The organism is Natrialba sp. SSL1, from assembly GCF_001861355.1.
In the GTDB taxonomy this organism is placed as follows: domain Archaea; phylum Halobacteriota; class Halobacteria; order Halobacteriales; family Natrialbaceae; genus Natrialba.
Window position 1 is genome coordinate 74,937 of the sequence record NZ_MASN01000029.1, and the last position, 23,177, is coordinate 98,113.

The following is a 23,177-nucleotide window of genomic DNA, read 5'->3' on the forward strand; positions in this document are numbered from 1 at the left end:
CGGTCGGGTATGGAGTTCGACGTTATCCAGGGCGACATTGCCGCACAGTCTGCAGACGCACTCGTCAACGCCGCCGGGACCAGCCTCGAGATGGGCTCCGGCGTCGCCGGCGCGCTCCGCCGACGTGCCGGTGACGAACTCAACGATGAGGCAGTGGCGAAGGGACCCATCGACCTTGGCGAGGTGGCTGTCACGGATGCCTACGACTTAGACGCCGAGTACGTCATCCACGCCGCCGCGATGCCCCACTACGGGGACGGCGAGGCCACCGAGAAGAGCATCCGCGACGCGACACGGAACACACTCGAGCGTGCGGACGAACTCGAGTGCGAGTCGCTCGTCCTGCCGGCGCTTGGCTGTGGTGTAGCGGGGTTCGAGCTCGATACTGGAGCGTCGATTATCGGCGAAGAGTTGGCGGCGTACGAACCAGAAACACTCAGCGACGTACGGTTCATCGCGTACAGCGACGAGGAGTACGATGCGATTCGGGCAGCGACAGGGAAGGCGGAGCAGTCGGAGATGAGCGAAGAGGGAGAAGCAGATCGTTAAAACCGCGAATAAGAAGCCGAGCAGCGTCAGGACAGCGACAACCCGCGAATCTCGACCGACTCGCCCTCCTCGACGCGACCGATGAGCTGGCCGTCAGTATCCGCGACGAGTGCCTCGGCACGCTCCTCGGAGAGCGCGACGACGAACCCGGTACCCATGTTGAACGTCCGGTGCATCTCCTCGTCGGTCACGTTGCCCTCCTCCTGTACGAACTCGAAAATCGGCTGTGCCGGAAGCGGGTCGTCGACCACGTACTTCCGGTCACCCATGCGCAGCAGATTCGTCCAGCCCCCACCGGTCACGTGGGCCGCGGCGTGGACACTGTGCTCGTGCATGGACTCGAGTAGGTCGGTGTAGATGCGGGTCGGCCGCAGGAGTTCCTCGCCGATGGTTCGGTCGGTGTCGTGTGGGAACGGGTCGTCGTAGTCGTGGTTCCGGGTGACGGCTTCGCGAGCGAGCGTGAGCCCGTTCGAGTGGATGCCGTTCGAGGCGAAGCCGACGAGTGCGTCCCCGACCTGCGCGTCGCCGTCGAACACGTCGTCCTTGTCGGCGAGGCCGACGCAGGTGCCTGCGAGGTCGAAGCCCTCGACGACGTCGGGCATGACGGCGGTTTCGCCGCCGAGCATGGTGAGGTCGGCCTGTTCGAGGCCGACGGCGAGGCCTTCGCCGATCTCGTTGGTAAGCGTCTCGTCGGGGTCGTCGATCGCGAGATAGTCGACGAAGCCAACGGGGGTGACGCCGGCGGCGACGAGGTCGTTGACGTTCATCGCGATACAGTCGATACCGATCGAGGAGGCGTCGTCGACGGCTTCGGCGACGAGGAGTTTCGTGCCGACGCCGTCGGTGGCGAGCGCGAGGTAGCGGTCGCCGATGTCGAGCAGGCCGGCGTACTCGGTCGTGAGGTCGCTGCCGAAGGCCTCGAGGAGCGCGGCGGTCGCGTCCTCGCTGGCCTCGATGTCGACACCTGTGTCGGCGTAGGTGAGTTTATCCGAATCGTCACTGTTCCCGTCGTCCGCAGGCGCTGTCATGTGGGAACGACCGCGCGGGGTGAGCAAAAGGTCACCGGTCCGTCGAGAGCGATGGCGAGAATCGACGTTGGTCGCCGATCAGAACAGCCCGACGAACAACACGACGTAGCCCGCAAACAGGACACTTGGCACGAAGACGAGCGCGAAGACGCCCTTGTGCCAGTCGTAGACCGACTTGCCGTCGAGCGGCCCGAAGGGGATCATGTTGAACGCGGCCAGGAAGAGGTTGATCCAGACGCCCATCTGACCGATGACGCCGAGAATCCCGGGGAACAGCATCAGCGGGAGAAACATGAGCGCGAGCAGGTGGTTGGTAATCGGTCCAGCCAGCGCGATCATCGCGTTCTCCCGTTTGGTGATGCGCCCGCGGTGGTAGACGGCTCCCGGTGCGGCGAAGATGAAGCCGATCAGGGCGCTCATAATCGCCAGAAAGAGCATCTGGTAGTCTGCACGGAACTCTGCGAGCTGGCCGTACTCGATCGCGACCACCTTGTGCGCCAATTCGTGCAACAGGAAGGCGACGCCGACGGTGACGAAACAGAGGCCGACCATCAGCGCAAAGTAGCCCACAGAGAGATCGAACCGGTGGATCGGCGCGAACAACAGTGCGAAGGCGACGCTCAGCGTCAGCCAGGCGATCGCGAGATCGAACAGCTCCTTGTCGCTAAAGGACAGCGAGGGCTCGGGATGGTGCGTTCGGACGCTCACGAGAGGGCCTCCAGGATCAGCTCGAGACTGTTTTCGGCACCCTGGAACAGCTCACCCATCAACGCGTCGACGCCGCCGAACTCGGGACCTGCAAGCCACGGCAGGACGATCAGCGGGAACAGTACGGTCGCGATCAGGCTCCCGATGTTCGTCAACGCGACGATCATGATGAGTCGGAACAGCGGCACGTTGAACATGTCATCGAGTGCGTCGCTGATCGGTCGCTCGGTGTCGCCGGCGATTTCGTTCAGCGTCTGGATGTCACGGACGTTGACCGGGCGGTGTTTGAGTTCGACGTAGCCGGCGAACCAGCCGGGTGCGAGCAGCGGGTTGATGCTCGTCAGCCAGGCGACCGCGCCGCCGACGCCGGCGCTGCTCCAGCGTGCGCCGGCGAGTCGCGCCAACGTGAACGCGAAGATCCCGTTAAAGAGGAACCAGGCGGCAAACAGCTGCAACAGGAAGGTGTTCTGGACGCCGGCCATAATCAACAGGAAGAAGAAGCCGAAGAAGCCGATCATGATCAGGTAGCCGAACACTTTCAGCGGCGAAAAGCGACGACTCGAGGCGGTCCCCGTCAGCGAGTCCATCGCGGGAAGCTCGGAGGGGTTCTCGAGATAGCGTTCGATGCCGGCTTTGTGTCCGGCACCGACGACGGCAACCACATCGTAGCCGTGTTTGCGCAGTTCGTGGAGGTTGTGTGCAATGTAGGCGTCACGTTCGTCGATCAGCGCGTTCGCACCGCGTGGACTGAAGCGACGGAACTCTTCCATCATCGCGGCGACGACGTCGCCGTCGGTCATCTCCTCGATATCGACCTCGTCGATGTCCTCGACATCGCCGCCGAGTGAATCGAGGATGAATCCGAGGAGCGCACCGATGGCGACGCCGACACCGAGTCCGGCGAGCATGCCAACCCCGCCGCGAATCGAGTAGATACCGGCGTTTTCGAACGTCGTCGCGGAGGCAGGTCCGACGAACGTCTCGGTTGCGACGAGTGCAAGTGCTCCGACGATCCCGACGCCGATTCCGGCGAGGACGCTGGCCGAAAAGCCGTTTAGCAGGTCGCCACCGTAGCGATCTGCGGCCTGAATGGATGGAATGAACAGCAGTCCGATGAACGCGCCGGCGGCGGCTCCGAGTCCGACCGCGCCGACGTACTGGAGCGTCGCGGTCTGGCTGACGCCGAGCAAGAAGAGGTCACCGAACCCGAGGAAGGGGGCGAGAAATGCAGCAAAGACGAACCCGAGGAAGAGCCCGGCGACGGCACCGAAGGTCAGGCCAATCGTTCGGGGGTCGGTAATTCCGAGGGCGAGCCCGCCGACCATCTTGAGCTTCTCCGAGAACGAGAGGCGACTCCAGAAGCGCTGAATCGTTATTTGAATGTCGCGGTCGACCAGCGAGACGCCGCTGCCGTTTCGTTCGGCGGCCTCGATTGCGGCGCGCATGTCGGCACCGGGTTCGATATCGAACTGGTCGCCGAGTCGCGACTGGACGTACGAGAGCATCCAGTAGGCGAGAAACTGAAAGACGGTGTTGCCGGAGAGGAGATCCTTCGCTTCGATGTCGTCGGGGGTTCCACCCTGCATCTGGCGATATCGTCCCTCATCGAGTTCGACGGCAACCACGTCGGGCTCTTCCCGATCGACGGTTTCGTGGACATCGTCGACGCTCGCCTGGGAGACGTGAGCCGTCCCGAGCACGTGAACGGAGCCGTCTGCATCCCCGGCAGAATCCGGGTCTGCAGCCGTCTCCGTGACGGGATCAGGGGGCTCCGGCACGTCGGCGTCGCCTGCATCACTCATTACCGGGTGTAACTCGGCCGCGACTTTTACCAGTATCGAACTGCGCGGTGGTAGCGAGTCACAGCGAGCCCCCGCCCACAGCCTCGGACTCGCGGGATCGGTACGCCAGCCAACAGCATGGCTGAAACCACCACACACAGGCTCCGACGACGGCAAGACTGATTGCACTCGTGCGGAAAGAACGGGCAATGACCGACCTCATGGAAACCCTCGTCGAGAACCGAGAGATGGTCCAGCCGAACCACGCCAACATGCTCGACTCCGCCCACGGTGGCAACGTGATGAAGTGGATGGACGAAGTCGGCGCGATGTCGGCGATGCGATTTTCCGGGGAGACCTGCGTGACGGCTCGCGTCAACCAGATGAATTTCGAACGACCGATCTCCGTCGGCGATACGGCCTATATTACGGCCTACGTCTACGATTCCGGCGAATCCAGCGTCCGCGTTCGACTCGTCACCGAGCGCGAGGACCTCCGAACGCGCGAACGCGAGAAGACGACCGAATCCTACTTCGTCTACGTCGCAATCGACGAGAACAACAAACCGACGAGCGTTCCCGAACTCACCGTCAGCACCGACGAGGGCAAACGACTCCGGAAAACGGCACTCGACGGCGAGCGCGACTGAGAGGCTCTCACCCCTCTTCGAACCGAATTGTCTCTTCCTGCGGATCGATCTCGACCCAGCCACCGATCGGAATCGGCGTCGTCGGCCACGTATGCCCGAAGTCGACGTTGGTAACGACCGGTGCATCCGGGTTGTACCGCGCGAACACGTCCTCGATCACCTGTCGCTGTTGGCTGCGATAGGCCTCGCGTTCGTCGACCGGCCAGTCCTCGAGATGCGTCCGTGCTGGCGGCCGTCCGACAAGCGCGCCGGCGAACCGCTCGAGTACCCCGCGCTCGCCGAGCGCCCGGAGGACGCCCGCGACCCAGTCGGCGTCCGGCAGTTCCTCGGACGTCTCGAGTGCGAGCACGGTGCCATCGAGGGCGGCGTCGTCCGGGAGGTACCGGTCGACGATGAACTGCTGGTCGAGAATTTCGAGACAGCCACCCCAGAGACGCCCCGAGACGGGGTCGTCGCCGCCGGCCCACTGCCACCCCGGATTGGGTTCGGTTCCGCGGGGCTCCTCGAGTTGCTCCGGCGTCGCCCAGTCGCCGGGTTCGTCCGTGAACGCTGCGGCAGGGCGGAGCTCACCGAGAGAGTCATCGAAGAACGCGCGTTCAGTGAACTCGATCGTGTGCTCGAACATGTGCCCGTCCATCGCGAGTTCGGTCATCACGCACGGGCCGTAGTAGGAGACGATGCCGAGGTTCCACAGGTAGAGCGCGAGATTCGTGTTGTCGCTGTAGCCGTAGAACCGGGTCGGATTAGCCCGGAGGACGTCCGGATCGAGGTGTTTCAGCATCCGGATCTGATCGTTGCCGCCGATGACGGCGATAACACCCGTTATTTCGGGATCTTCGAACGCGTCCATCACGTCCTGTGCCCGCTCTTCGGGATTCTCGAGCAGATACTCGGCGTCACGTGTCGCCGTCGGATACTCGACTGGTTCGAGGTCGAACACCTCACGCAGGCGCTCGAGTCCCAGGTCGTACACCTCGCCGAAGTCGGTGCGCCGGTTCGACGCCGGCGCGATAACTGCGATTCGATCACCGCGCTCGAGTGGTGGCGGCGTGAGGAACGTGTCTGGCCGTCCGTTCTGTTCCATCTCCGAGTCCATACCACGTGACTGACCAGTTGGTTGTAAAACTCTTTCCCAGGTGTGAGACAGTCAGTCAGCCAGTTATTCACCGTCCCGTTCCGGCCTCGCGCCATCCGGTTCTCACGACACAGCGAGATCAGCAGTCGAGAAGTGATTTCAAAACAGCGATCGCAGAACAGTAGCTAAAGCAGCGACCCAACATCACCGAGCGACTCGAGTACGTGGTCCGGCGTGAGGTCACCCGTCGCCTCCTCGACAGCGGCCCGATCCGTAACCCCCGTCAGCACTGCAGCGGTCGTCATCCCAGCCCGATTCCCGAGCGCGATGTCCGTATCGAGTCTGTCGCCGACGACGAGCGTTCGCCTGGGATCGCTCTCGAGTCGCTCGAGTGCAGTCTCCGCGGCGACCGCGGAGGGCTTGCCGAGAATCGCATCGGGTTCGCGGCCGGCGACGGCCTCCATCGCGGCCAGGATCGAGCCCGAACCGGGCATCGAACCGCCGTCGACGGGAATCGTCACGTCGGGATCAGTGCCGTAGAACGGCGTCCCGTTCTCGAGTGCCTGCAGAGACTCCCACAGCATTCCGAAGGAGAACGACTTGTCGAACGAACCGAGGACGACCTCGGCTTCGTCGGGGTCCGTGGTGACGGTTATCCCTGCCGTTGTGAGGATGGACTCGAGTGCATCCGAGCCGACGAGATACACCGTCTCGTCGGGATGGGTGTCGGCGAGGTAGGAGGCGGAGAGGGTTGCGGACGTGAGGATTCTGGTCGGGTCGACATCGATGCCGTGCGGTTCGAGGCGGTCGCCGTAGTGGTCGGTGCCGGTCGTGGGGTTGTTCGAGACGAGGAGTCGATCACAGCCGGCGCGCTCGAGGGCACGAACGCCCTGGTCTGCACCGGGGATAAGCGCCCCACCGCGGACGATCGTGCCGTCGACGTCGAGAATCGCGGCCTCGTAGTCGGTCATTGACCGGAGAGAGGGGCGAAGCGTGGTTCAGTGTTTGGATCGGTGAGTCGTATCGCGGCCGCAAGGCGGGAGTGACCGCCTGACACAGGTCGGCTACGAGCGCTCGAGCGAAAGTTCGGAGGTTTCGACATCCGCTTCGTCGGCGCGTTCGTTGGCGTCGATCAGCTGATCGAGTTGACGTTCGAACTCCGCTTCGGTGAGTTCGCCGGCGGCGTAGCGTCGCTGGAGCGTCGTCACCGGATCCGTCTCGCCCTCGGCTGCTGTAGTCGCTGTTGCTGTGTCTCGTTCGGCGGCTTCCCGTTCGCGTTTGCGCTCTTTTTCTTTCGAGCGCTCCATGAGATACCAGACGAGCACCACGCTGAGCACGAGCAGCGCCGTGATGGCGAGCGCGTACAGCGGTCCGGCGAACAGCAGCGCGGCGATGATGATGATGTCGGCCAGCACGAACTTGATCGCGAAGATCTCGGTGAGGCTGTAGTCCCGTCCCCCGTCGTCGCTGCCCATATTCGTGTGTCCGTGTCAGGCCGAATAACTGTACGGGTACGACTGCGCCGAGTCGGAACGCCACTGTGCCGATCCACAATTCCACTGCGACGGGACGGAACTCTACTGCGACACATCGAACAGCCACCGCGCGCGAAGTCACCGCAGTACGCAGCACGACCGATGGTATTTACCCACCAGCGGCCCGAGCATCTCCCATGACACTCGAGGTCGACACGCCAGCACCGCCGACGCTCGACTTCGTCGATCCGAACGAGTACGAGGATGCGACGATCAGCGCGAGCGGCACGGAAGAGATCGATTATCGACGGGAAGAGCTACAGGAGTTCCTCGAAACCGGCGCGTGGGAGGAAGCCTTCGAGGAGTGGCGCGCCGACACCGATCTCGAGGAGCGCGAGTTCAGTATCGCGCGCGACCTCGATCTCTTCGCCGACTTTGACTTTTTCTGGGACGATTTCGCAGACCGGGTCGGGTATCACGCTCCCGGAATCCCGGAGGACTGGCAGGCGCGGGAGTACCACCCCGAACTCGACACGTGGGGGACGGTTTCGGCCATCAACGCCGAACTAACGGAGTTCGGTCAGATCGTCTCGGTAATTCTGAAAGAGGAGTACATCGACTGGGAAGCGGAGTACGAGCCGCCGGAGGATCTGCCGGACTTCGACTGAAAGTATAGGAGTCGGCACAACCCGACTTAGCCTGCCCACTCACCTACCACATCGTCGCCGATATTCTCGCGCCAGAACTCGAACTCCGCCTCGCAGGTCGCGCTCTCGTGGATGTGGTCGACGAACCCAGCGCCAGGTGAGGCGAGTTCGTCGCCGCAGAACGGACACGCGATGGGATCGGTCCAATCGGTCGTAGTCACTGCCATGTGTGCCACCAAATATAATGAACTTTCATATAAAACCTGCCTGCTAGGGCACCAAACTGGTCGCAAGAATACTAGCCCCTTATACGGATTTTGCCCAGGTTGGGTCCGTCCGCTGCCGCGACCGGTGCATTCTCGTCGCCGGCCCGACCTACAGCGAATACGTACTGTATGTCGGTTATGAAGAGGGTCCGGCGGCTCACACACTTTGACGTGCTCCTGGTAACCGCCGGAATCTGGTTTCTGGCGAAGTTCCTACGGTACGTCTTCCCGCCGCTCTTCGGCTCGTTTCAGGAGACCTACGCCGTCTCGAACGCCGCCCTCGGCGCTGCGTTCACCGGTTTCATGCTGGTCTACGCCGCAATGCAGTTTCCCTCCGGCATGCTCGCTGACCGCCTCGGCTCGGTCACCGTCATCACGGCGGGCGTCACCGTCGCCGCCGCTGCCGCGTTCGCCCTCGTCGTCGACTCGTCGTTCGCGGTGCTCGTGGTCGCGATGCTCGTCATGGGCGCGGGCACCGGTGCGCACAAAACCGTCGCAGTCCGGCTGCTCGCCCACGCCTATCCCGCCCGGACGGGGCGCGCACTCGGCATCCTCGACACGTTCGGGACCTTCGGCGGCGTCATCGCCCCCTGGGCCGTCGTGCTCGCGGCAGGGGTTCCGTTCGCACTCGGCGCGAGTTGGCGCGTGATCTTCCTCGCCGCGGGTGTCGTCGGCCTCGCGCTCGCTGTCCTGTTCTGGGTACGCGTGCCACAACGAGTCCCAACTGAGACGGAGGGCGACGGAACCAGCGGCGTCGACCTCGACGAACTCCGCCGGTACGCCGCGCTCTTTCGTGACTGGCGATTTTCGGCGTTCGCGCTCCTGACGGTGCTATTCGCGTTCACCTACAACGGACTCGTCGCGTTCGCGCCGCTGTACCTCACCGACGAGGCTGGACTCACGGCGGCGACCGCAAGCGTCCTCTACAGCGGGCTCTTCCTCGCGAGTCTGGTCCAGCTGGTCACCGGCGACCTGAGCGACCGGATCGGCCGGCTCCCAATCATCACCGCGATGCTCGGTCTCGCAGCCCTCTCGCTCGTCGCGTTCGTCTCGCTGACTGACATCGCCGGCCCGGTCGTGCTCGGCGTCGCTCTCATCGCGGCCGGTATCGGCTCCCACGGCTTTCGTCCCGTCAGGGGCGCGTACCTGATGTCCGCGATTCCCGACGACCTGGCCGCCGGTGGGCTCGGCGTCGTCCGCACGCTCCTGATGGGGGCGGGAGCGATCGCACCCGCGATCATCGGCGCGATGTCCGAAACTGTCGGCTTTCGCCTCGCCTTCTGGCTACTCGCCGCCGCCGTATTCGGTGCGACGTTCCTCGCTTCCCTCCTCTGGGTCACCGACGAAGACGGAGCGTGACGGTGCCTACCACACCATGGAAAGAGTTAACATAGAACACTGCCTAGGCCAGCTATGGTGCTCGCCGAGCCACTCGAGTACGTGTGCGTCCAGTGTCGTCGCCGCGAGGCGGTCGACGACGCGCTCGTGAGTACCTGCCGGCAGTGCGGGGGCGAGATGCGAAACGTCGAGTTAGTGACCGACTGATCCCGCGTGGCGGCGGTACTCGTCGGGTTGTATGCGGACTGCGAGCGCACGCTGTCGTGGTTGTCCAGTCCGGCGAGTTGTGACCATGGCTGTAGACGTAGTCACGGATGCAGCATACAGTCGAAAACGAAGACGTGGAATAGCCAGCCACAGCTTTTTGCGCACAATCGTTGGAGAGCTTCGCATGTCGCTGTACTCGCTGGCCGACCTCGATGCAGTCGAGCCTCGGGACATCGAAGGCATCGCGCCGACACTGCTCCCGATCGGACCTGCACTCGAGTCCGAACAGTTGCGTCCGAGCGTCTGGCACTACGAGCGCGGCGAGGAGAACACGTACCACCGCCAGGAGCAACAGGAGGAGTTCTATCTTGTACTCGAGGGGACCGTTGACGTGACCGTCGAGCGTGACGAGGAACGTGATGTCGTCACGCTCACGAAACACGAGTGCATGGTCGTGCCACCGGAATCCTGGCGACAGATAGCGGCGGTCGAGGAGAGTCGTGTGCTCGTCGTCGGCGCACCGAACGTTGCGGACGACGCCGTGCTGAAGGATGCGTCGGAGCCGCGGAGTTGAGCGGCGCTGACAGTCCAGGCGTCGATCCGTCTGTGCGTTAGCGGGTGAGCGCCACCGCCGCACCGACCAGCACGAGGCCGAGCACCGCGATCACTGCGCCGATCGTTCCCGCGCCGGCTACTGAGAGGGCGACAGTCGCACCCGCGATGATGCCGGCACCGCCACCGCCGGCGAGCAGCGGACCGAGAAGCGTTTCCAGCGAGCGGCCCGTTCCTTCGTCTTGCTCGTCAGCCTCAGTCGTTTCGTCGGCTACGTTCAACTCCTCAGCCACGTCGGCCACCTCGTCTACCTCACGTTGCAGTTCCGACCGCAGCGACGCCAACTCGTCCGCCGTTACCAGCGGCTCCAGCTCCTCCTGGGTCACCTCGCCCTGCTCGTCCTCGAGTTCCCCGACCCGCTCCGCCAACTGTTCGTAGTCGGACTCGAGTACCGTCTGCTCAGCCGAAACGGAGGTCACGCGCTCGTCGATATCGTCGAGGCGCTGGTCGAGGTTTGCGACCGCTTCGGACTCCGCGAGGTCGTCGAGCCGCTCCGAAAGCGAGTCGACCGTTGCGGCCAGTGACGAGACGGTTTCGTTGTCTGGAACGCCTTCGGGATCCGGCACGTCTTCGAGGGCCTCCGAGAGGGACTCGAGTTCGGTGTCGAGCCGGTCTACCTCAGCCGAAACACTCGCTGTGTCGTCGGCCAGCGTCTCGATCGCTGCTGCCTGTTCGTCGATGGTTGTCGCGTGCTCGTCGACGGTCGCCGCCTGCTCGTCGATCGTCGCCTCCTGTGCAGAGAGACGCGTCTCGAGTTCGGCCGTGGTGTCGTCGACGGCAGAGACCGCTGATTCGACGCCCGCGAGCGCATCCTCGAGTTCGTCCACGTCAGCACTCGCCGTCTCAGCGGTTTCCTCGACATCCGCAGTGTGGCTCTCGACGGCGGCAACGTCGGCAGCGACGGCATCCAGTCGGTCGCCAGCGTCACCGATCTGGTCGTCGAGCGCGTCGATGCTGGCACGCAAGTCGTCACTCTCGTTCTCGAGTGTCGCCTCGGTTTCGTCGAGTCGGTCCTCGAAGGTCGTTTCCGCTTCATCGAGACGGGTCTCGACTGTCGTTTCCGTCTCGTCGAGCTGTTCTTCCAGTCCCGTTTCTGCCTCCTCGAGTCGTGTTTCGAGATCAGACTCTACAGAGCCGATCTGCGTTTCGAGCCCCGCTTCCGTTGACTGGAGCTGCGTTTCGAACTCCGATTCCGCTGACTCGATCCGCGAGTCGAGTTCCGACTCCGTCTCATCGAGACGGCTCTCGAGTGCATCGACGTCCTCGGCCTGCGTCGACACGGCTGCCTCCGTTTCGTCGAGTCGCGTTGTGAGTGTCTCCTCGGTTGCCTCGAGTGCATCTTCGATCGAGTCGACTGTTTCGGCTATCTCCGCAGCGTGTGTGTCGAGATCAGCTTTCACGTCCGCGACAGCTGACTCGGCAGATCCGACGCGCTCGCTGACCGACTCGAGTTCGTCGTCGATCGTCTCGTCGACGGCATCGACGCGGGACTCGAGTGCGTCCAGTTCGGCCGCGGTCGCGGACTCGTCTGCCAGATCAGCAACAGTGTCCTCGAGAGCAGTAAGTGTCTCGCGGTCGGCCTCGAGTTCGGCCACCGTCTCGTCGAGATCGGATGCGAGGTCCGCGAGCGTCGTCTGGAGATCCGATATCTCGGCGTCTACCTCGTCGAACCGCGCGGTCGTGTGCGTCGAGTGCTCCTCGAGTCGACCCGCGAGTCCGTCGAGTCGAGTGGCTTGCGTCTCGAGTTGGGGTTCGAGTTCGTCGACCCGTGCGTCGGTCTCCGCAACAGTGGTAATCGCGTCCGCGCGGTCCGAAACGGTCTGCGAGAGGTCGGCAAGCCTGGCTTCGGCCTGCTCGAGTTCCTGTGCTACGCTCGCGAGGTCGTCCGTCCGAGCGGTCTCCTCGCGGATTGTGTCGAGGGTGGACTCGAGTGCGTCGAGGTCGTCGGCGAGCGCTTGAATTTCCTCGTCGCGATTGGCGAGACGGTCGAACAGGTGGTCGATGGCGTCGTTCGCACGGTCGTCTGTGGCTGGCTGTGTCTGTGCGTCGAGGTCGGCGGCGATGGCTGCGGCACTGTCACCGCCATCGTTGCCACTCGGACTGCTGGCGTCGCCGTTCGCTGGCTCCGATGTCGTCGCCGAACCACCGTCGAGATCCCCATCCCCGTCGAACGAGAGCGTATCCGCCTCCTCGCTGCCCGTTCCTGACGCAGACTCGTCCCAGACGATCTCCTCGTAGGCATCGACATCATCTTCGGCAGCGGCGAGTGCGCCTCTCGCGGCGCTCGCCTCGGGCTCTGGCGCGCGTCGGACGCCCCGAATCGAGATCGGGAGCCCCGCCGAATCGAATCGGCCACCGAGGAGGAACTCGAGTCCCTCGACCGCGCCCGAGCCGGCGACTGCGATTGGGACGGCAACGCCGCGCTGAAGATCGGCGGCCGCGGCCTGCTCGCCGAGGGCGTCGGCCAGTTCGGCGACGAGGTCGTCGTACGCTGCGGCGAGGGCGCGCTCGATCGGTCCGGTTGCGGCGTCGGGGTCGAGTTCGAACTCTGTGAGCACGCTGCGAACCTGTGCGCGCTCGTGGCCGGTTTCGCCAGCCGCCTGAGCGACGATCCAGTCGGTGCCGCGGGCGATGGAGAACGCGAGGACCGGCACGCCGTAGTAGGCGAGCGCGACGCTCGTGGTCTGTGCACCGAGGCAGATGCCGACGCCGGTGTAGTTGTCGCCGGCGAACTGATCGTAGACGACGGCGAAGCCCTGGCTAACTGGTGTAGGTGACTGTGAGTCGCTGTCTTCACTCGTTGCGGTCTCCGTCAACTCGTCGAGCACCGAGGCAACCGTCTTGCGATGTGCCCCAGTCGGCGCGTCGGCGTCGACGACTGTCCCAGGCGTCGTGTAGGAGAGTGCCGTCGGCGAGACATCGTCAGGAAGAACGAGGTCGACGAGTGCCGAAAGCATCGCCTCGTCGTATTCTGCGGCGTCGAAGACGCCCTGCTGAAACGGGGTGTCGTGCTCGGAGATCGTCACGTCGCCACCGACTTCCGCTGCGATGGTCGTCGCTTCTGGACCGACGAGCAGCGTCTCGTCGTCAGTCTCGACGAGCGCGACCGCATCGGTGTCGGCCGCAGTGATCGCGTCCTCGAGTGCATCGTTCGTTGCACTCGCTTCGTCCCCAGTGTCTGTCTCCGTCTCCCCCGCTGTCGACACCGATACAACCCGCGTCGGCGTCGAACGGAGCGCGACCTCCCCCGAGCGGTCGCTTGCGAGCCGAATTGTGTCTGCCCCAATATCGAGACCGTATGCCATGCCGAGGAGAACCGAGAGCCACCCCTTGGTACTTCGCCCGTGAGTACCAGATGTGAAAATTAGCGGGCTGGAGGCTGTGCTGCTGTGCCGGTGTGTCGGCGTGTCGGTGAGCCGGTGAGCCGGTGACCGGTGTGACGGTGTACTGATCTGCTCTCAGGCTACTGTGCGAGTTCGTACGACTCGCCGATCGAAACCGCCGCTCCCGCCTCGAGCGTCTCGCCCCACGACGACTCGGGGACCTTCGTATTCACCATCAGGCGGAAGTAGTGGTCGAACCACGCCTCGCCTGCCCACTCAGGAAGCGTCCGCTCGCGCTGCTCGACGAACGTTTCCCGAAAGCCATCGGTCTCCTCGCCCGTATCCGGATCGCGCGTCGGCACGACACAGCGCTGGCACGGGTTGATCCCCGACAGTTCGACTCCACCAATGTCGAACGCGACGGCGTGGCCCGGCGTCTCGTAGAGGCGATCCTCCCAAAACGCGGGCGCGTCGCCGAGTACGAGATTCGGACGAAGCCGCCGACACATCTCCGCCGCGTCGATCTCGGGATACCAGTCGGCGACGGACTCGAGTGTCGCCTGTGAGATGACGGTTGGTCCGGAGGCGTCGGTGTCGTCCGGGAAGCCGCCAGCGTCGTTGCGCACGAGTTCGACTGGGTAGCCGACGTACTCGGAGAGCCACTCGGAGAGGTGCTCGCGGTCGAGTTCGAGGTGGAAGGTCTGGCCGTCGGTGGTCGAGTCGGTTTCAGACTGGTCGGATCGGAGTGAGCCAGACTCGTCGTGCTGGGCTGAGCCGGTATCGCTGAGCGTCACCGTTTCGCGTTCGAGATCGTAGGTTGCACGTAACTGGTGAATCGCGGGTTCGCGTTTACCGTTGACGTAGTCCCCGACCGTCTCTGGGGTACCGTTTGGCCGGCCGGTCGCGCTCGTGGTGATTGCGCCGGTCCCGTCGGAGCGATTACTCGATGGGTCATCCGCCCGTTCGACGATGGCGTACCGACGATCCCAGGAGAGGACTCCGTTCCGTTCGATCGTCGCCGTCTGTACCGCCGCTGCGTCGAGAGATTTGATCGGATGAACGAGGATGCGATCCAGCGAGACCATCGATGCTGCCGACGTGGTGCTGATGCTTATGTGTGCTCATTTCTCACACGACACGAGCGCGAACAACGGCGAGTCTTGCCCTGCGAGTTAGAATTATTTCTGATGTGAGTACCCATCATTACATATGTGATTTCAGATACGTTCGTTCCGGAGAAAGATACCGTTACGAATTGGGAGTAGAGACGTATGAGCTGCCAAACATGAGATTCGGGTTGGGGAAGTCATGACACACACAGAGCAAAATCCTCCACGTTTATACATCAGGATGATGGTGGGTTATGTATATGTCCGAAACCGGGACGGAGCCCCGTCCGCTGGTCCGACAGCTTCCCGACCCAGTGACAGCGTCGAACGTCCGGCACAACCCCTCACTCGAGGAACTTCGTGAACTTGCGGCCCACGAGGAGACCACGACCGAATTCGGTTCTCCTTCCTACGTCAGCGAGTACCGCTCGCGGAGTTCGGACCGGACGAAGAACAACATCGACGACGAGTTCGACGCGGACGACCACGCGCTCGTCGATGAGGCGATCGATCTCGCAGGCGAGCGCGAACTGCTCTGTGTCGACCGGCTGATGGGCCGTCACCCGGAAGCGACGTTCTGCTGCCGGCTGTTCGTCCCCGTCGAACACGCCCGCATCGCACTCGCCTGGGCGAACCTGTTCGAGCCGTCCGACGGCCGCGAGCCGGATCTCTACACGGTCCAGCTCCCCGACTACGACGAGACGGCGATCCGAATCCTGCCTGAGGAGGGCTTCACCGCCGCTCTCGGTAGCGACTACACCGGCGAGGCCAAGAAGTCCTTCCTCCGACTGTTCATGTTCCGCACCAAGCAGCAGGGCGGTCTCGGCCTCCACGCGGGTAGCAAGCGCGTCCGCGTCGAGGACGAGGACGGCGACCTGAACACCGTCGGCCAGGTGTTTATGGGCCTCTCCGCGACCGGTAAGTCCACCCTGACCTCCCACGGCTGCTGGCTCGAGGCGCCCGAAGACGCCTCCATGCGCCAGGACGACGTCTGTGCGCTCCTGCCGGACGGCTCCGTCGCCGGCAGCGAGGGGAAGGGACTGTACATCAAGACCATCGGCCTCGACGAGGAGGAACAGCCCGGCCTCTACCACGCCGCAACCGACGAGACCGCAATCCTCGAGAACGTCGACGTCGCCGAGGACGGCACCGTCGACTTCGACTCCGACCGCTACACCGCTAACTCGCGCGCGATCATCCGCCGGGACGAACTCGAGAGCGCCGACGACGAGATCGACCTGAACGAGATCGATCAGGTATTCTTCATCACGCGCAACCCGCTGATGCCGCCGGTCGCGAAGCTGCGCGACGAGCAGGCCGCTGCCGCGTTCATGCTCGGCGAGTCGATCGAGACCAGCGCGGGCGATCCCTCGCGCGCCGGCGAGTCGATCCGCGTCGTCGGGACGAACCCGTTCATCGTCGGCTCCGAGGGCGAAGAGGGCAACATCTTCTACGACCTGATGGGCGCACTCGACGTCGACTGTTACGTCATCAACACCGGCTACCTCGGCGAGAAGTCCAAGGATATCGGCGTCACCGAGTCCGTGACGATCCTCACCGAGGCCGCCCGCGGGACGATCGAGTGGACCGACGACGACCAGACTGGACTGACGATTCCCAAGTCGATTCCGGAACTCGACATCGAGGAGTACTACGTCCCTGACCACGTCGAAGACTACGACGAGGCCGTCTCGGAGCTTCGCGCGGAACGTCGGGAGTATCTGGAACAGTTCGGGGATCTCCGCGAGGAAATCGTCGACGCCGTTTACTGAGACGGTTCGTTGTCGTTCGGTCCCGGAAATTGCCGCCTCGTCGGGGCAATCGCCGGTAGAAGGCGACACCGGTCCGTATGCATCGACAACCGACGCTGTCACACGGTTTCGTCGCTGTTCTCTCGCTTTTCTCGTGCTCTTTCAGCACTTTTCTCGCGTTTGTTCACAGCCTTCCCGGCCACCTCGTGATGGTCGTGGATCGCCGAGTCTTGTCACTACCACACGGCCGCAGGGATCGCTTCCCCTACCGTCACGAAAAATGAAACATGTACGAATTAGCCGGTCACTATCGGACGAACGCCAGTGGCAGAGCTTGCCGGACACGAGTACTGTTATATGCGTCCAGTTCTCACCAGTGAGCAATGAGCGCACAGTTGCGAAAACCAACCGCGCGAGTATGCGAATCGTGCGGGCGTGCTGAGCACTGGGACAACGACCTCGAAGCCTGGCAGATTGCACGCACAGACGGCACAAAACAGGTCGGCAGTCCCCATTGTCTCCACGAGTGGGACATCAACGGGACCTTCAACCCAGTTGCGACGGACGAGTAACGTCGACCTCTCCGCGCGTGTTTCTCTCCTCGTGGGGCCTTCGTGAGACTCGCCTAAGACACTGCTTATCAACTGCAGATCCGTCTCCGTCACGCCATCCCCGAGACTCACTACCACCCTCGAGACCTACTATCTTTAAGCAACGAGAGAATCCCGGCGTTCACGCCGTCATCAGAAATCTGTGATTTCTGATTGCCCGTCAGACGTAGTCTGACGACCGGGCGAGGATGTCACTCTCTTTGTGGCTCGGTCAACTACCTCCATACACCGATGCCAACCGTCTACATTACCGCCCCACCAGACGCAGCCGATTCGCTCGCCAAAACCCTCGTCGAGGAGCGAGTCGCCGCCTGCGTCAACCGGCTCTCGACCACCTCAACATACCGCTGGGAGGGCGAAATCCACCACGACGACGAGGCCGTCCTGCTCGCAAAAACGACCGACGACGCCTACGACGACCTCGTCGACTGCGTCCAGCGGGAACATCCCTACGACGTCCCCTGCATCGAACGGTTCGACGAGGCCGACGTACTCGAGTCCTTCGCGGAGTGGCGTGCGGAGAGCGTCGAGTAGCGGCTGTCGAGTGCAGCGACGGTGAGCTAAACTGAACCGAACTGGGTGAACGCGACGTGGTGCGTCAGTGCGTCACAGACGCCACTACGCGAAAAAGCAACCCTTAAAACTCGCGCACGGGTTGTGACGGGTATGGCTGGAACCATCGAAGTGCTCGTTCCGGGTGGCCAGGCCAACCCTGGCCCACCGCTCGGTCCCGAGCTCGGACCGACCCCCGTCGACGTGCAGGCGGTCGTACAGCAGATCAACGATCAGACGGAAGCCTTCGACGGCACGGAAGTGCCCGTCACCGTCGACTACGACGACGACGGCTCGTTCGAGATCGACGTCGGTGTCCCACCGACGGCGGCACTCGTCAAGGACGAAGCTGGCTTCGAGACCGGCAGCGGCGAGCCCCAGGAGGACTTCGTCGCTGACCTCTCGGTCGAACAGGTCAAGACGATCGCAGAGCAGAAACACCCCGACCTGCTCGCCTACGATACGAAAAACGCCGCAAAGGAAGTCGTCGGCACCTGCGCCTCGATGGGCGTCACCATCGAAGGCGACGATGCCCGCGAGTTCAAGCAGAAGGTCGACGACGGCGAGTACGACGACACGCTCGCGTAAGCGAACCGTCGACTCGCGTCCGTTCCGTTTATCGGCGTTTTCCGCGGTTGTAATCGATGTCGTGATTGCAACTGCAACCGCGACCACAACCGCAAACGCCGACGTACGACCAACTGACCGTCACGAACGGTCCACCAGTTCTGTCGGATCATCCGATCCGTCATACTTTCACTCCTCACTGAGCACTGCCAGCGGTTGTGCCACCTACTCACTGTGACTGGCTGCTCACGGCCGATTCACGCCCGGCTCACAACGGACTCACAACCTCCTCACAACCGCCTTACGACGGGCAAGCACGTCCAGATTATGCGCAACGAACTCGAGTACCCCGGACTCGAGTGCCGTCCGTCGCTGGTCGAGCCACTGTTGCTGTTCGGCTGACGAAAACGGCAGCGTCGTGGTAGGAATGTCTGCGAGAGCGTCGTCGATCGTGTGGAGAACGTGTTCGAGGACGAGTTGTTCGGATGCTGGATAGTGGGTAGTGGGGCTGCCGGTCTCGTCACCACCAGTGCTATTCTCACACGCCGGGCGAACGACCCAGTCCGACCCGCCGGCAGCGACCGTCTCCCAGTCCCGTCGGCGCAATGTCGTCAGTAGGTCGCGACCCGCGCGGCTGCTGCCGCCGTCTCGAATCTCGTCCATGTGATGGTGATACCAGCGCTCTATGTCTCGATCGAGCGGGTCTGTGGGGACGAAGCCGGTCCCGCCGTCGAAGGTAATCGGCGCGTAGAGCACTCCGTCCGGTTCGAGCAGCGTCTCGATGGACTCGAGTGCAGCCGACAGGTCGACGAGATCTAGAAAGGCGGCTGCGACGACGGCGTCGGCCTGTGCTTCGATTTCGAAGGCGTCGGCGACGGTGAACGTGACGGTGAGAGTGGTGGTCGTAGTTGTGGCGGTGGCAGTAGCGGGCACGGAGTCAGTGTGCTCGAGCAGCCCTGGTGGCTCATCCCGTTCACGAGAATTGGCTCCAGTGGATTCGCGCGTTGCCACGAGCGTCGCGGACTCGGTGTCTCGGTCGTCACGCCAGCGGACGGTGTACCCCGCGTCCTCGAGTCCGGCGGAAACCAATTCGCGTGCGCGGGTGATACTCCCCTCGTCGCGGTCAACGAGTCGGTAGGTGACGCGTTCGGGAAGGCAGTCCCAGGCCGCGAGCCGAACGAGCATCGTTCCGACGCCGGCACCGAGTTCGACGACGCTGATCGGGCCGTCGCGGGCTGTGAGTGCAGTCTCGAACTGCTCCAGCACGCGCCGATTCAGCGCACGGTCGTCGACGGTGCGCTTTGCTTCCAGATAGGCTTGCATGGACGGACCGGTCACGGCTGCTCACCGCCCGCAGATGGGCTCGAATCGTGACCGGCTGAGTCCGCGTGACGACCCAAATCCGAGAGTTCGACCAGAAACGCTCGCAGCTTCTCGAACGTCGTCTCCCAGGACGGATGCGCCTCGGCCGTCTCGAGTGCAGCCGTCGCGAGCGATGCCAGCCGCTCGCGGTCGCGTGCGAGGTCGGTGACGATGGTTGCGATCCGTTCGGGATCGTCCGGCTCGACGACGAAGCCGTTGGTGCCGTCGGCGACGAACTCGCTCGCGCCACCAACACCGCTTGCGATCGGGACGACGCCGGCCTCCATGGCTTCCAGATACACCATCCCGAAGCTCTCGTAGTGGGATGGGACAGCGAGTACGTGCGAGCGCGCGAGGGCGGACTCGAGTACGTCGTCGGTGACAGGGCCGTAGAACGAGACGCGGTGGGCGAGCCCCGAGGTACTGCTTTGTTCGCGGATCTGCCGGGTGTAGTCGGGGTCGGCCGTGTCGTCGCCGACGATAGTCAGCGTCCAGTCGACGTCGCGGTCGACTCGTGTGAGTGCCTCGAGCAGCGTCTCTACGTTTTTGCGCGGAATGACGTTCCCGACGAAGACGAGCCGGAGCGGCCCCGTCTCCGCTCGCTGGGCGATCTCGTCGGGTGTCAGTGGCGGTGTCGGATGCCGACCGGCCGGTGGAGCGACGTGCGTCGGGAGGTCGTCAGTGGCGAGTGTGGACACCTGCTCGCGTGTGAACTCGCTGGTGCAGACCGCTGCGTCGACCGACTCGAGATAGTGTCGCTCGTGCTCGCGACCGGGGGGAGTTGTGGTGGCGGGAGGAGTGGGAGTGGGATTGGGGTTGGGGGAGGGAGTGGGACTCGAGTCGTCCGCAGTGTCCCGCTCCGCTATGGGCCCAACATGTTCGAGGAGGTGGACGAGCGCAACGATGGTCTCGGGTTTCTCGAGCGCGGCGTTGCGGTCGACCAGCGCCGGGGAGCAGAGTTTGTCCTGCAGGAGCACGTCAAACGGACGATCCAGAGTGGGATTCTCGCCGGAGAGCGAACAGACGGTCACGTCGTCACCGCGAGCGTCGAGAGCGGAGACGAGTTTGCGGTCGTACCGGTATCCGCCGGAGAGCTGGTCGAGGTCGCCGGGAACGACGAGTCCAACGTGCATTGTCGATACTCTTAGACCGTCCGTTCGTGTGCGACGCGCGCGACATCGTCTTCCTGGATCTCAATTCTGAGTTCGGAAACGGTCGCCGGAAGCGAGAGGGACTCGAGTAGCCGGTCACCGAAGACGCGGGCAAATCGCTCGGCGCTTGGGTTTGCGTCCTCGAACGCGGGGAGGTCGTTGAGCGTCCGGTCGCTGTAGAACGCAGCGGTGCGGTCCATCGCGGCGACGAGGTCGTCGATGTCGACGAGGTACTCGTGTGCGTCGAGTTCGGAGCCTCGCAGCGTTGCCTCGACGGTGAAGTGGTGTGAGTGAAGCTGGCCCTCCGGACCGGGATCCGGGACCGTCAGGAAGTGCTGGGCGACCACCGATCGAGAGACCGAGACGGCGTACATAGGATGGCCTATCACGAACGGTAATATATGTCCTTGCCCGAGTCGTATGCGGCTGCTCGATTAGTAACAGAGGGCACCGAACTCAGCCAGATAATTGCACGGGCGTGCCAGCCATCACTCGTAGGTAAACAGCACCTGTACGACGTCGTCGGCACGCTTCTCGAGTAACTCGTACGCTGTGGCCGCGTCCTCGAGCGGGAACTCGTGCGTAAACAGCCGTTCGAGGTCGAGTCGACGGAGCCAGGACCAGGTGAGGTCGTGACGGCGCTCGCGCGACCAGCGCCCGGAGAGGCGGGGGTCGATGGTACTCACCTGGGTGCTTCGGATGCCGATCCGGTCGCGGTGAAAGCGGCCGCCGAGATTCGCCGTGGTGGGGTTGGTCCCGTACCAGGAGCCGACGAGAAGACGGCCGTCGAACCCCGTCACGGCGAGTGCGTCGTCGAGCGCGTCGGGGTTGCCCGAGAGTTCGTAGGTGAGGTCCGCTCGCGAATCCCCGGCTTCGAAGCTCCCGGCGATGGCGTCCGCAAACGCCTCCTCGACCGCACACGCCGTCGGATCGAGCGTGTGGTCCGCGCCGATGGCACCGGCGTGCTGGCGGCGGTCGTCGTCAGGATCGAACGTCACCAGCGTCTCGATCGGTGTCCGGGCGAGCAGCGCCGTCGTCAGTAGGCCGACGACACCCTGTCCGAAGACGGCGACGTGCTCGCCGAGCAGCGGCTCGCCGTCGAGCAGGAAGGTGACGGCCGTCTCGAGATTGGCAAAGAGGGCGGCCTCGCGCGGCGTGACACCCTCCGGAACTGGAAGAAGAGTGTCCGGGTTCGCGAGGAAGTGGCTCTCGTGGGCGTTGTACGCGAAGACCTGTCGTCCGAGCCAGTCGTCGTCGACCTCGCTGCCGACCGCGTCCACCTCGCCGACTGCCGCGTAGCCGTACGAAAGCGGGAAAGAGAGGTCACCCTCGAGTGCATCGAGTTCGCTATCGGCGGGGAGGTCGGCGGGTGCCTCGCCGCGGTAGATCAGGCCTTCGGTGCCGGCGCTGACGGCCGAGACGCGCGTTCGGACGAGCACGTCTGTCGGACCAGGGTCTGGGATCGGCCGCGAACGAACCTCCACGGTTCGCGGACCGGTGAAGGAGAGGGTGCGGGCGGTCACACTGTGCGGGCGTTCGACGGGGGCCCACTTGGGCGTTTGTGCGGAAGGGGGTGCCTACCCGCCGAGGCGGACCAAACTCGAGTACGCCGCTATTCATCATCCTCCAGGTAGCCGGCGGCAACGAGCCAGTCGCGCCCGAAGTTCGCGAGGAAGGGGACTGCGACGACCGTCGCGAACGCGCGAGAGATGGCGGGGTCGACGACCGGGACGAGCGCGACGAAAATAGCGACCATTGCAAGCGCTCCCAGTACGCGCCGGACGTGACTCGGTGGCAACTCGGCAGTCGGGTGTCCGCGACGGTCGCGCCACCAGAGGCCGGCGACAAAGGCGTATCGCGCGCCCGCGACCGCGAGAAAGACGAGTGGGAGGACGCCGGCGAGCACACCCACGGTCGCGCCGATGAGGACGACGAGACCGTCCATCTCGAGATCCAGGCGCGCACCGAGGTCGGTGACGCTGTCGGTTCGTCTGGCGAGCCAGCCGTCGACGGCGTCGAGGAGGGCTGCGACAGCGAATAGAACTGCCGGTGCCCACCTGAGGCTGGCGTCAGTATTGGTGACCGTCGTCCCGGCGGTGGTCTCGAGTCCGCCCGCACCCGCCGCAAGTCCAGCGAATCCGCCGAGTCCCGCGACTGCTGCACCGCGTGCCACGGTCACCCACGTCGCGGATGTAAACGGCGGCGCTGACGGCCCTGTGTGTCCTAAAACAACATAATAGATTATCGTAGACGTGAGTGAAAAGACCAGAAACGACCCGGCGAGAAACGCTGCGGGAACGTCTCCCGACCACAGCGCGACGAGCGCGAGGGTAAGCAGCCCACTCAGCGCACCGAGTCCGAGCGTCGCACGACCCCACTGGCTGTGTGGACGGGGTGGACTCGAGTACCCTGGGC

General features: G+C 63.9%; 24 protein-coding genes. 10 read left to right on the plus strand and 14 right to left on the minus strand.

The annotated features are described in order from the left end of the window. Positions 1-9 precede the first annotated feature (9 nt). On the plus strand, positions 10-549 hold the full coding sequence (locus tag BBD46_RS07520) for a macro domain-containing protein (protein WP_071401112.1): 540 nt from the start codon (positions 10-12) through the stop codon (positions 547-549). Between the two features lie 26 nt (positions 550-575). Here BBD46_RS07520 and purM read toward each other — a convergent pair whose 3' ends face one another. From purM to BBD46_RS07535, 3 genes are all read right to left on the minus strand, one after another. Then, entirely contained in the window at positions 576-1,577 is a 1,002-nt protein-coding gene (gene purM, locus BBD46_RS07525; protein WP_071401113.1) for a phosphoribosylformylglycinamidine cyclo-ligase, read from the minus strand. Between the two features lie 78 nt (positions 1,578-1,655). Next, the gene (locus BBD46_RS07530; RefSeq protein WP_071401114.1) at positions 1,656-2,285 is read right to left on the minus strand and encodes a metalloprotease; all 630 of its coding nucleotides are present in this window, start codon (positions 2,283-2,285) and stop codon (positions 1,656-1,658) included. Continuing rightward, a complete protein-coding gene (locus BBD46_RS07535; protein WP_071401115.1) occupies positions 2,282-4,087 on the minus strand; it encodes a TraB/GumN family protein in 1,806 nt (601 codons plus the stop codon). Before BBD46_RS07535 ends, BBD46_RS07530 begins: the two co-directional genes overlap by 4 nt. A 188-nt stretch (positions 4,088-4,275) precedes the next feature. On the opposite strand from BBD46_RS07535, the gene BBD46_RS07540 reads away from it, so the two are divergent. Further along, on the plus strand, positions 4,276-4,716 hold the full coding sequence (locus BBD46_RS07540) for an acyl-CoA thioesterase (protein WP_071401116.1): 441 nt from the start codon (positions 4,276-4,278) through the stop codon (positions 4,714-4,716). Positions 4,717-4,723: 7 nt separating this feature from the next. Here BBD46_RS07540 and BBD46_RS07545 read toward each other — a convergent pair whose 3' ends face one another. The 3 genes from BBD46_RS07545 to BBD46_RS07555 form a co-directional block, all read right to left on the minus strand. Further along, positions 4,724-5,812, minus strand: coding sequence for a S66 family peptidase (locus tag BBD46_RS07545; RefSeq protein WP_071401117.1), 1,089 nt, complete (start codon positions 5,810-5,812; stop codon positions 4,724-4,726). A 164-nt stretch (positions 5,813-5,976) separates the two neighbouring features. Then, positions 5,977-6,762, minus strand: coding sequence for an HAD-IIA family hydrolase (locus BBD46_RS07550; protein WP_071401118.1), 786 nt, complete (start codon positions 6,760-6,762; stop codon positions 5,977-5,979). Between the two features lie 93 nt (positions 6,763-6,855). Then, on the minus strand, positions 6,856-7,266 hold the full coding sequence (locus BBD46_RS07555) for an SHOCT domain-containing protein (protein WP_071401119.1): 411 nt from the start codon (positions 7,264-7,266) through the stop codon (positions 6,856-6,858). A gap of 197 nt (positions 7,267-7,463) precedes the next feature. On the opposite strand from BBD46_RS07555, the gene BBD46_RS07560 reads away from it, so the two are divergent. Further along, positions 7,464-7,934, plus strand: a complete 471-nt coding sequence (locus BBD46_RS07560; protein WP_071401120.1) for a hypothetical protein — start codon at positions 7,464-7,466, stop codon at positions 7,932-7,934. Positions 7,935-7,960: 26 nt separating this feature from the next. On the opposite strand, the gene BBD46_RS07565 is transcribed toward BBD46_RS07560, so the two are convergent. Further along, positions 7,961-8,140: a DUF7501 family protein gene (locus tag BBD46_RS07565; RefSeq protein ID WP_071401121.1), complete on the minus strand. Its 180-nt coding sequence runs from the start codon at positions 8,138-8,140 to the stop codon at positions 7,961-7,963. Positions 8,141-8,308: 168 nt separating this feature from the next. On the opposite strand from BBD46_RS07565, the gene BBD46_RS07570 reads away from it, so the two are divergent. The 3 genes from BBD46_RS07570 (at position 8,309) to BBD46_RS07575 (ending at position 10,298) form a co-directional block, all read left to right on the plus strand. Then, positions 8,309-9,538: an MFS transporter gene (locus tag BBD46_RS07570; RefSeq protein ID WP_071401122.1), complete on the plus strand. Its 1,230-nt coding sequence runs from the start codon at positions 8,309-8,311 to the stop codon at positions 9,536-9,538. Between the two features lie 54 nt (positions 9,539-9,592). Beyond that, positions 9,593-9,724: a rubrerythrin-like domain-containing protein gene (locus BBD46_RS22155; RefSeq protein ID WP_139173541.1), complete on the plus strand. Its 132-nt coding sequence runs from the start codon at positions 9,593-9,595 to the stop codon at positions 9,722-9,724. 184 nt (positions 9,725-9,908) lie between these two features. After that, positions 9,909-10,298, plus strand: a complete 390-nt coding sequence (locus BBD46_RS07575; protein WP_071401123.1) for a cupin domain-containing protein — start codon at positions 9,909-9,911, stop codon at positions 10,296-10,298. A 37-nt stretch (positions 10,299-10,335) separates the two neighbouring features. Here BBD46_RS07575 and BBD46_RS07580 read toward each other — a convergent pair whose 3' ends face one another. Both BBD46_RS07580 and BBD46_RS07585 read right to left on the minus strand, forming a co-directional pair. After that, positions 10,336-13,641, minus strand: a complete 3,306-nt coding sequence (locus BBD46_RS07580; protein ID WP_071401124.1) for a chromosome segregation ATPase — start codon at positions 13,639-13,641, stop codon at positions 10,336-10,338. 158 nt (positions 13,642-13,799) lie between these two features. Further along, the gene (locus tag BBD46_RS07585) at positions 13,800-14,744 is read right to left on the minus strand and encodes an MOSC domain-containing protein (RefSeq protein ID WP_071401125.1); all 945 of its coding nucleotides are present in this window, start codon (positions 14,742-14,744) and stop codon (positions 13,800-13,802) included. Between the two features lie 284 nt (positions 14,745-15,028). Here BBD46_RS07585 and BBD46_RS07590 point away from each other — a divergent pair, with 284 nt between their 5' ends. The 4 genes from BBD46_RS07590 to BBD46_RS07605 all read left to right on the plus strand — a co-directional run bounded on the left by BBD46_RS07590 (position 15,029) and on the right by BBD46_RS07605 (position 18,270). Further along, positions 15,029-16,540: a phosphoenolpyruvate carboxykinase (ATP) gene (locus BBD46_RS07590; protein WP_071401126.1), complete on the plus strand. Its 1,512-nt coding sequence runs from the start codon at positions 15,029-15,031 to the stop codon at positions 16,538-16,540. Between the two features lie 362 nt (positions 16,541-16,902). Next, entirely contained in the window at positions 16,903-17,091 is a 189-nt protein-coding gene (locus BBD46_RS07595) for an HEWD family protein (protein ID WP_071401127.1), read from the plus strand. 270 nt (positions 17,092-17,361) lie between these two features. Beyond that, a complete protein-coding gene (cutA, locus tag BBD46_RS07600; RefSeq protein WP_071401128.1) occupies positions 17,362-17,664 on the plus strand; it encodes a divalent-cation tolerance protein CutA in 303 nt (100 codons plus the stop codon). A gap of 132 nt (positions 17,665-17,796) precedes the next feature. Next, positions 17,797-18,270, plus strand: a complete 474-nt coding sequence (locus tag BBD46_RS07605; RefSeq protein WP_006167570.1) for a 50S ribosomal protein L11 — start codon at positions 17,797-17,799, stop codon at positions 18,268-18,270. A gap of 258 nt (positions 18,271-18,528) precedes the next feature. On the opposite strand, the gene BBD46_RS07610 is transcribed toward BBD46_RS07605, so the two are convergent. The 5 genes from BBD46_RS07610 to BBD46_RS07630 all read right to left on the minus strand — a co-directional run bounded on the left by BBD46_RS07610 (position 18,529) and on the right by BBD46_RS07630 (position 22,935). After that, positions 18,529-19,572 carry a hypothetical protein gene (locus BBD46_RS07610; protein ID WP_071401129.1) on the minus strand — a complete coding sequence of 348 codons (1,044 nt, stop codon included), beginning with the start codon at positions 19,570-19,572 and terminating at the stop codon, positions 18,529-18,531. Between the two features lie 11 nt (positions 19,573-19,583). Then, positions 19,584-20,744, minus strand: a complete 1,161-nt coding sequence (locus BBD46_RS07615) for a glycosyltransferase family 4 protein (RefSeq protein ID WP_071401130.1) — start codon at positions 20,742-20,744, stop codon at positions 19,584-19,586. Between the two features lie 11 nt (positions 20,745-20,755). Continuing rightward, entirely contained in the window at positions 20,756-21,136 is a 381-nt protein-coding gene (locus tag BBD46_RS07620; RefSeq protein WP_071401131.1) for a 6-pyruvoyl trahydropterin synthase family protein, read from the minus strand. A gap of 114 nt (positions 21,137-21,250) precedes the next feature. Then, entirely contained in the window at positions 21,251-22,285 is a 1,035-nt protein-coding gene (locus BBD46_RS07625) for a zinc-binding dehydrogenase (protein ID WP_071401132.1), read from the minus strand. Between the two features lie 89 nt (positions 22,286-22,374). Then, on the minus strand, positions 22,375-22,935 hold the full coding sequence (locus BBD46_RS07630; RefSeq protein WP_343124132.1) for a CDP-alcohol phosphatidyltransferase family protein: 561 nt from the start codon (positions 22,933-22,935) through the stop codon (positions 22,375-22,377). Positions 22,936-23,177 lie beyond the last annotated feature (242 nt).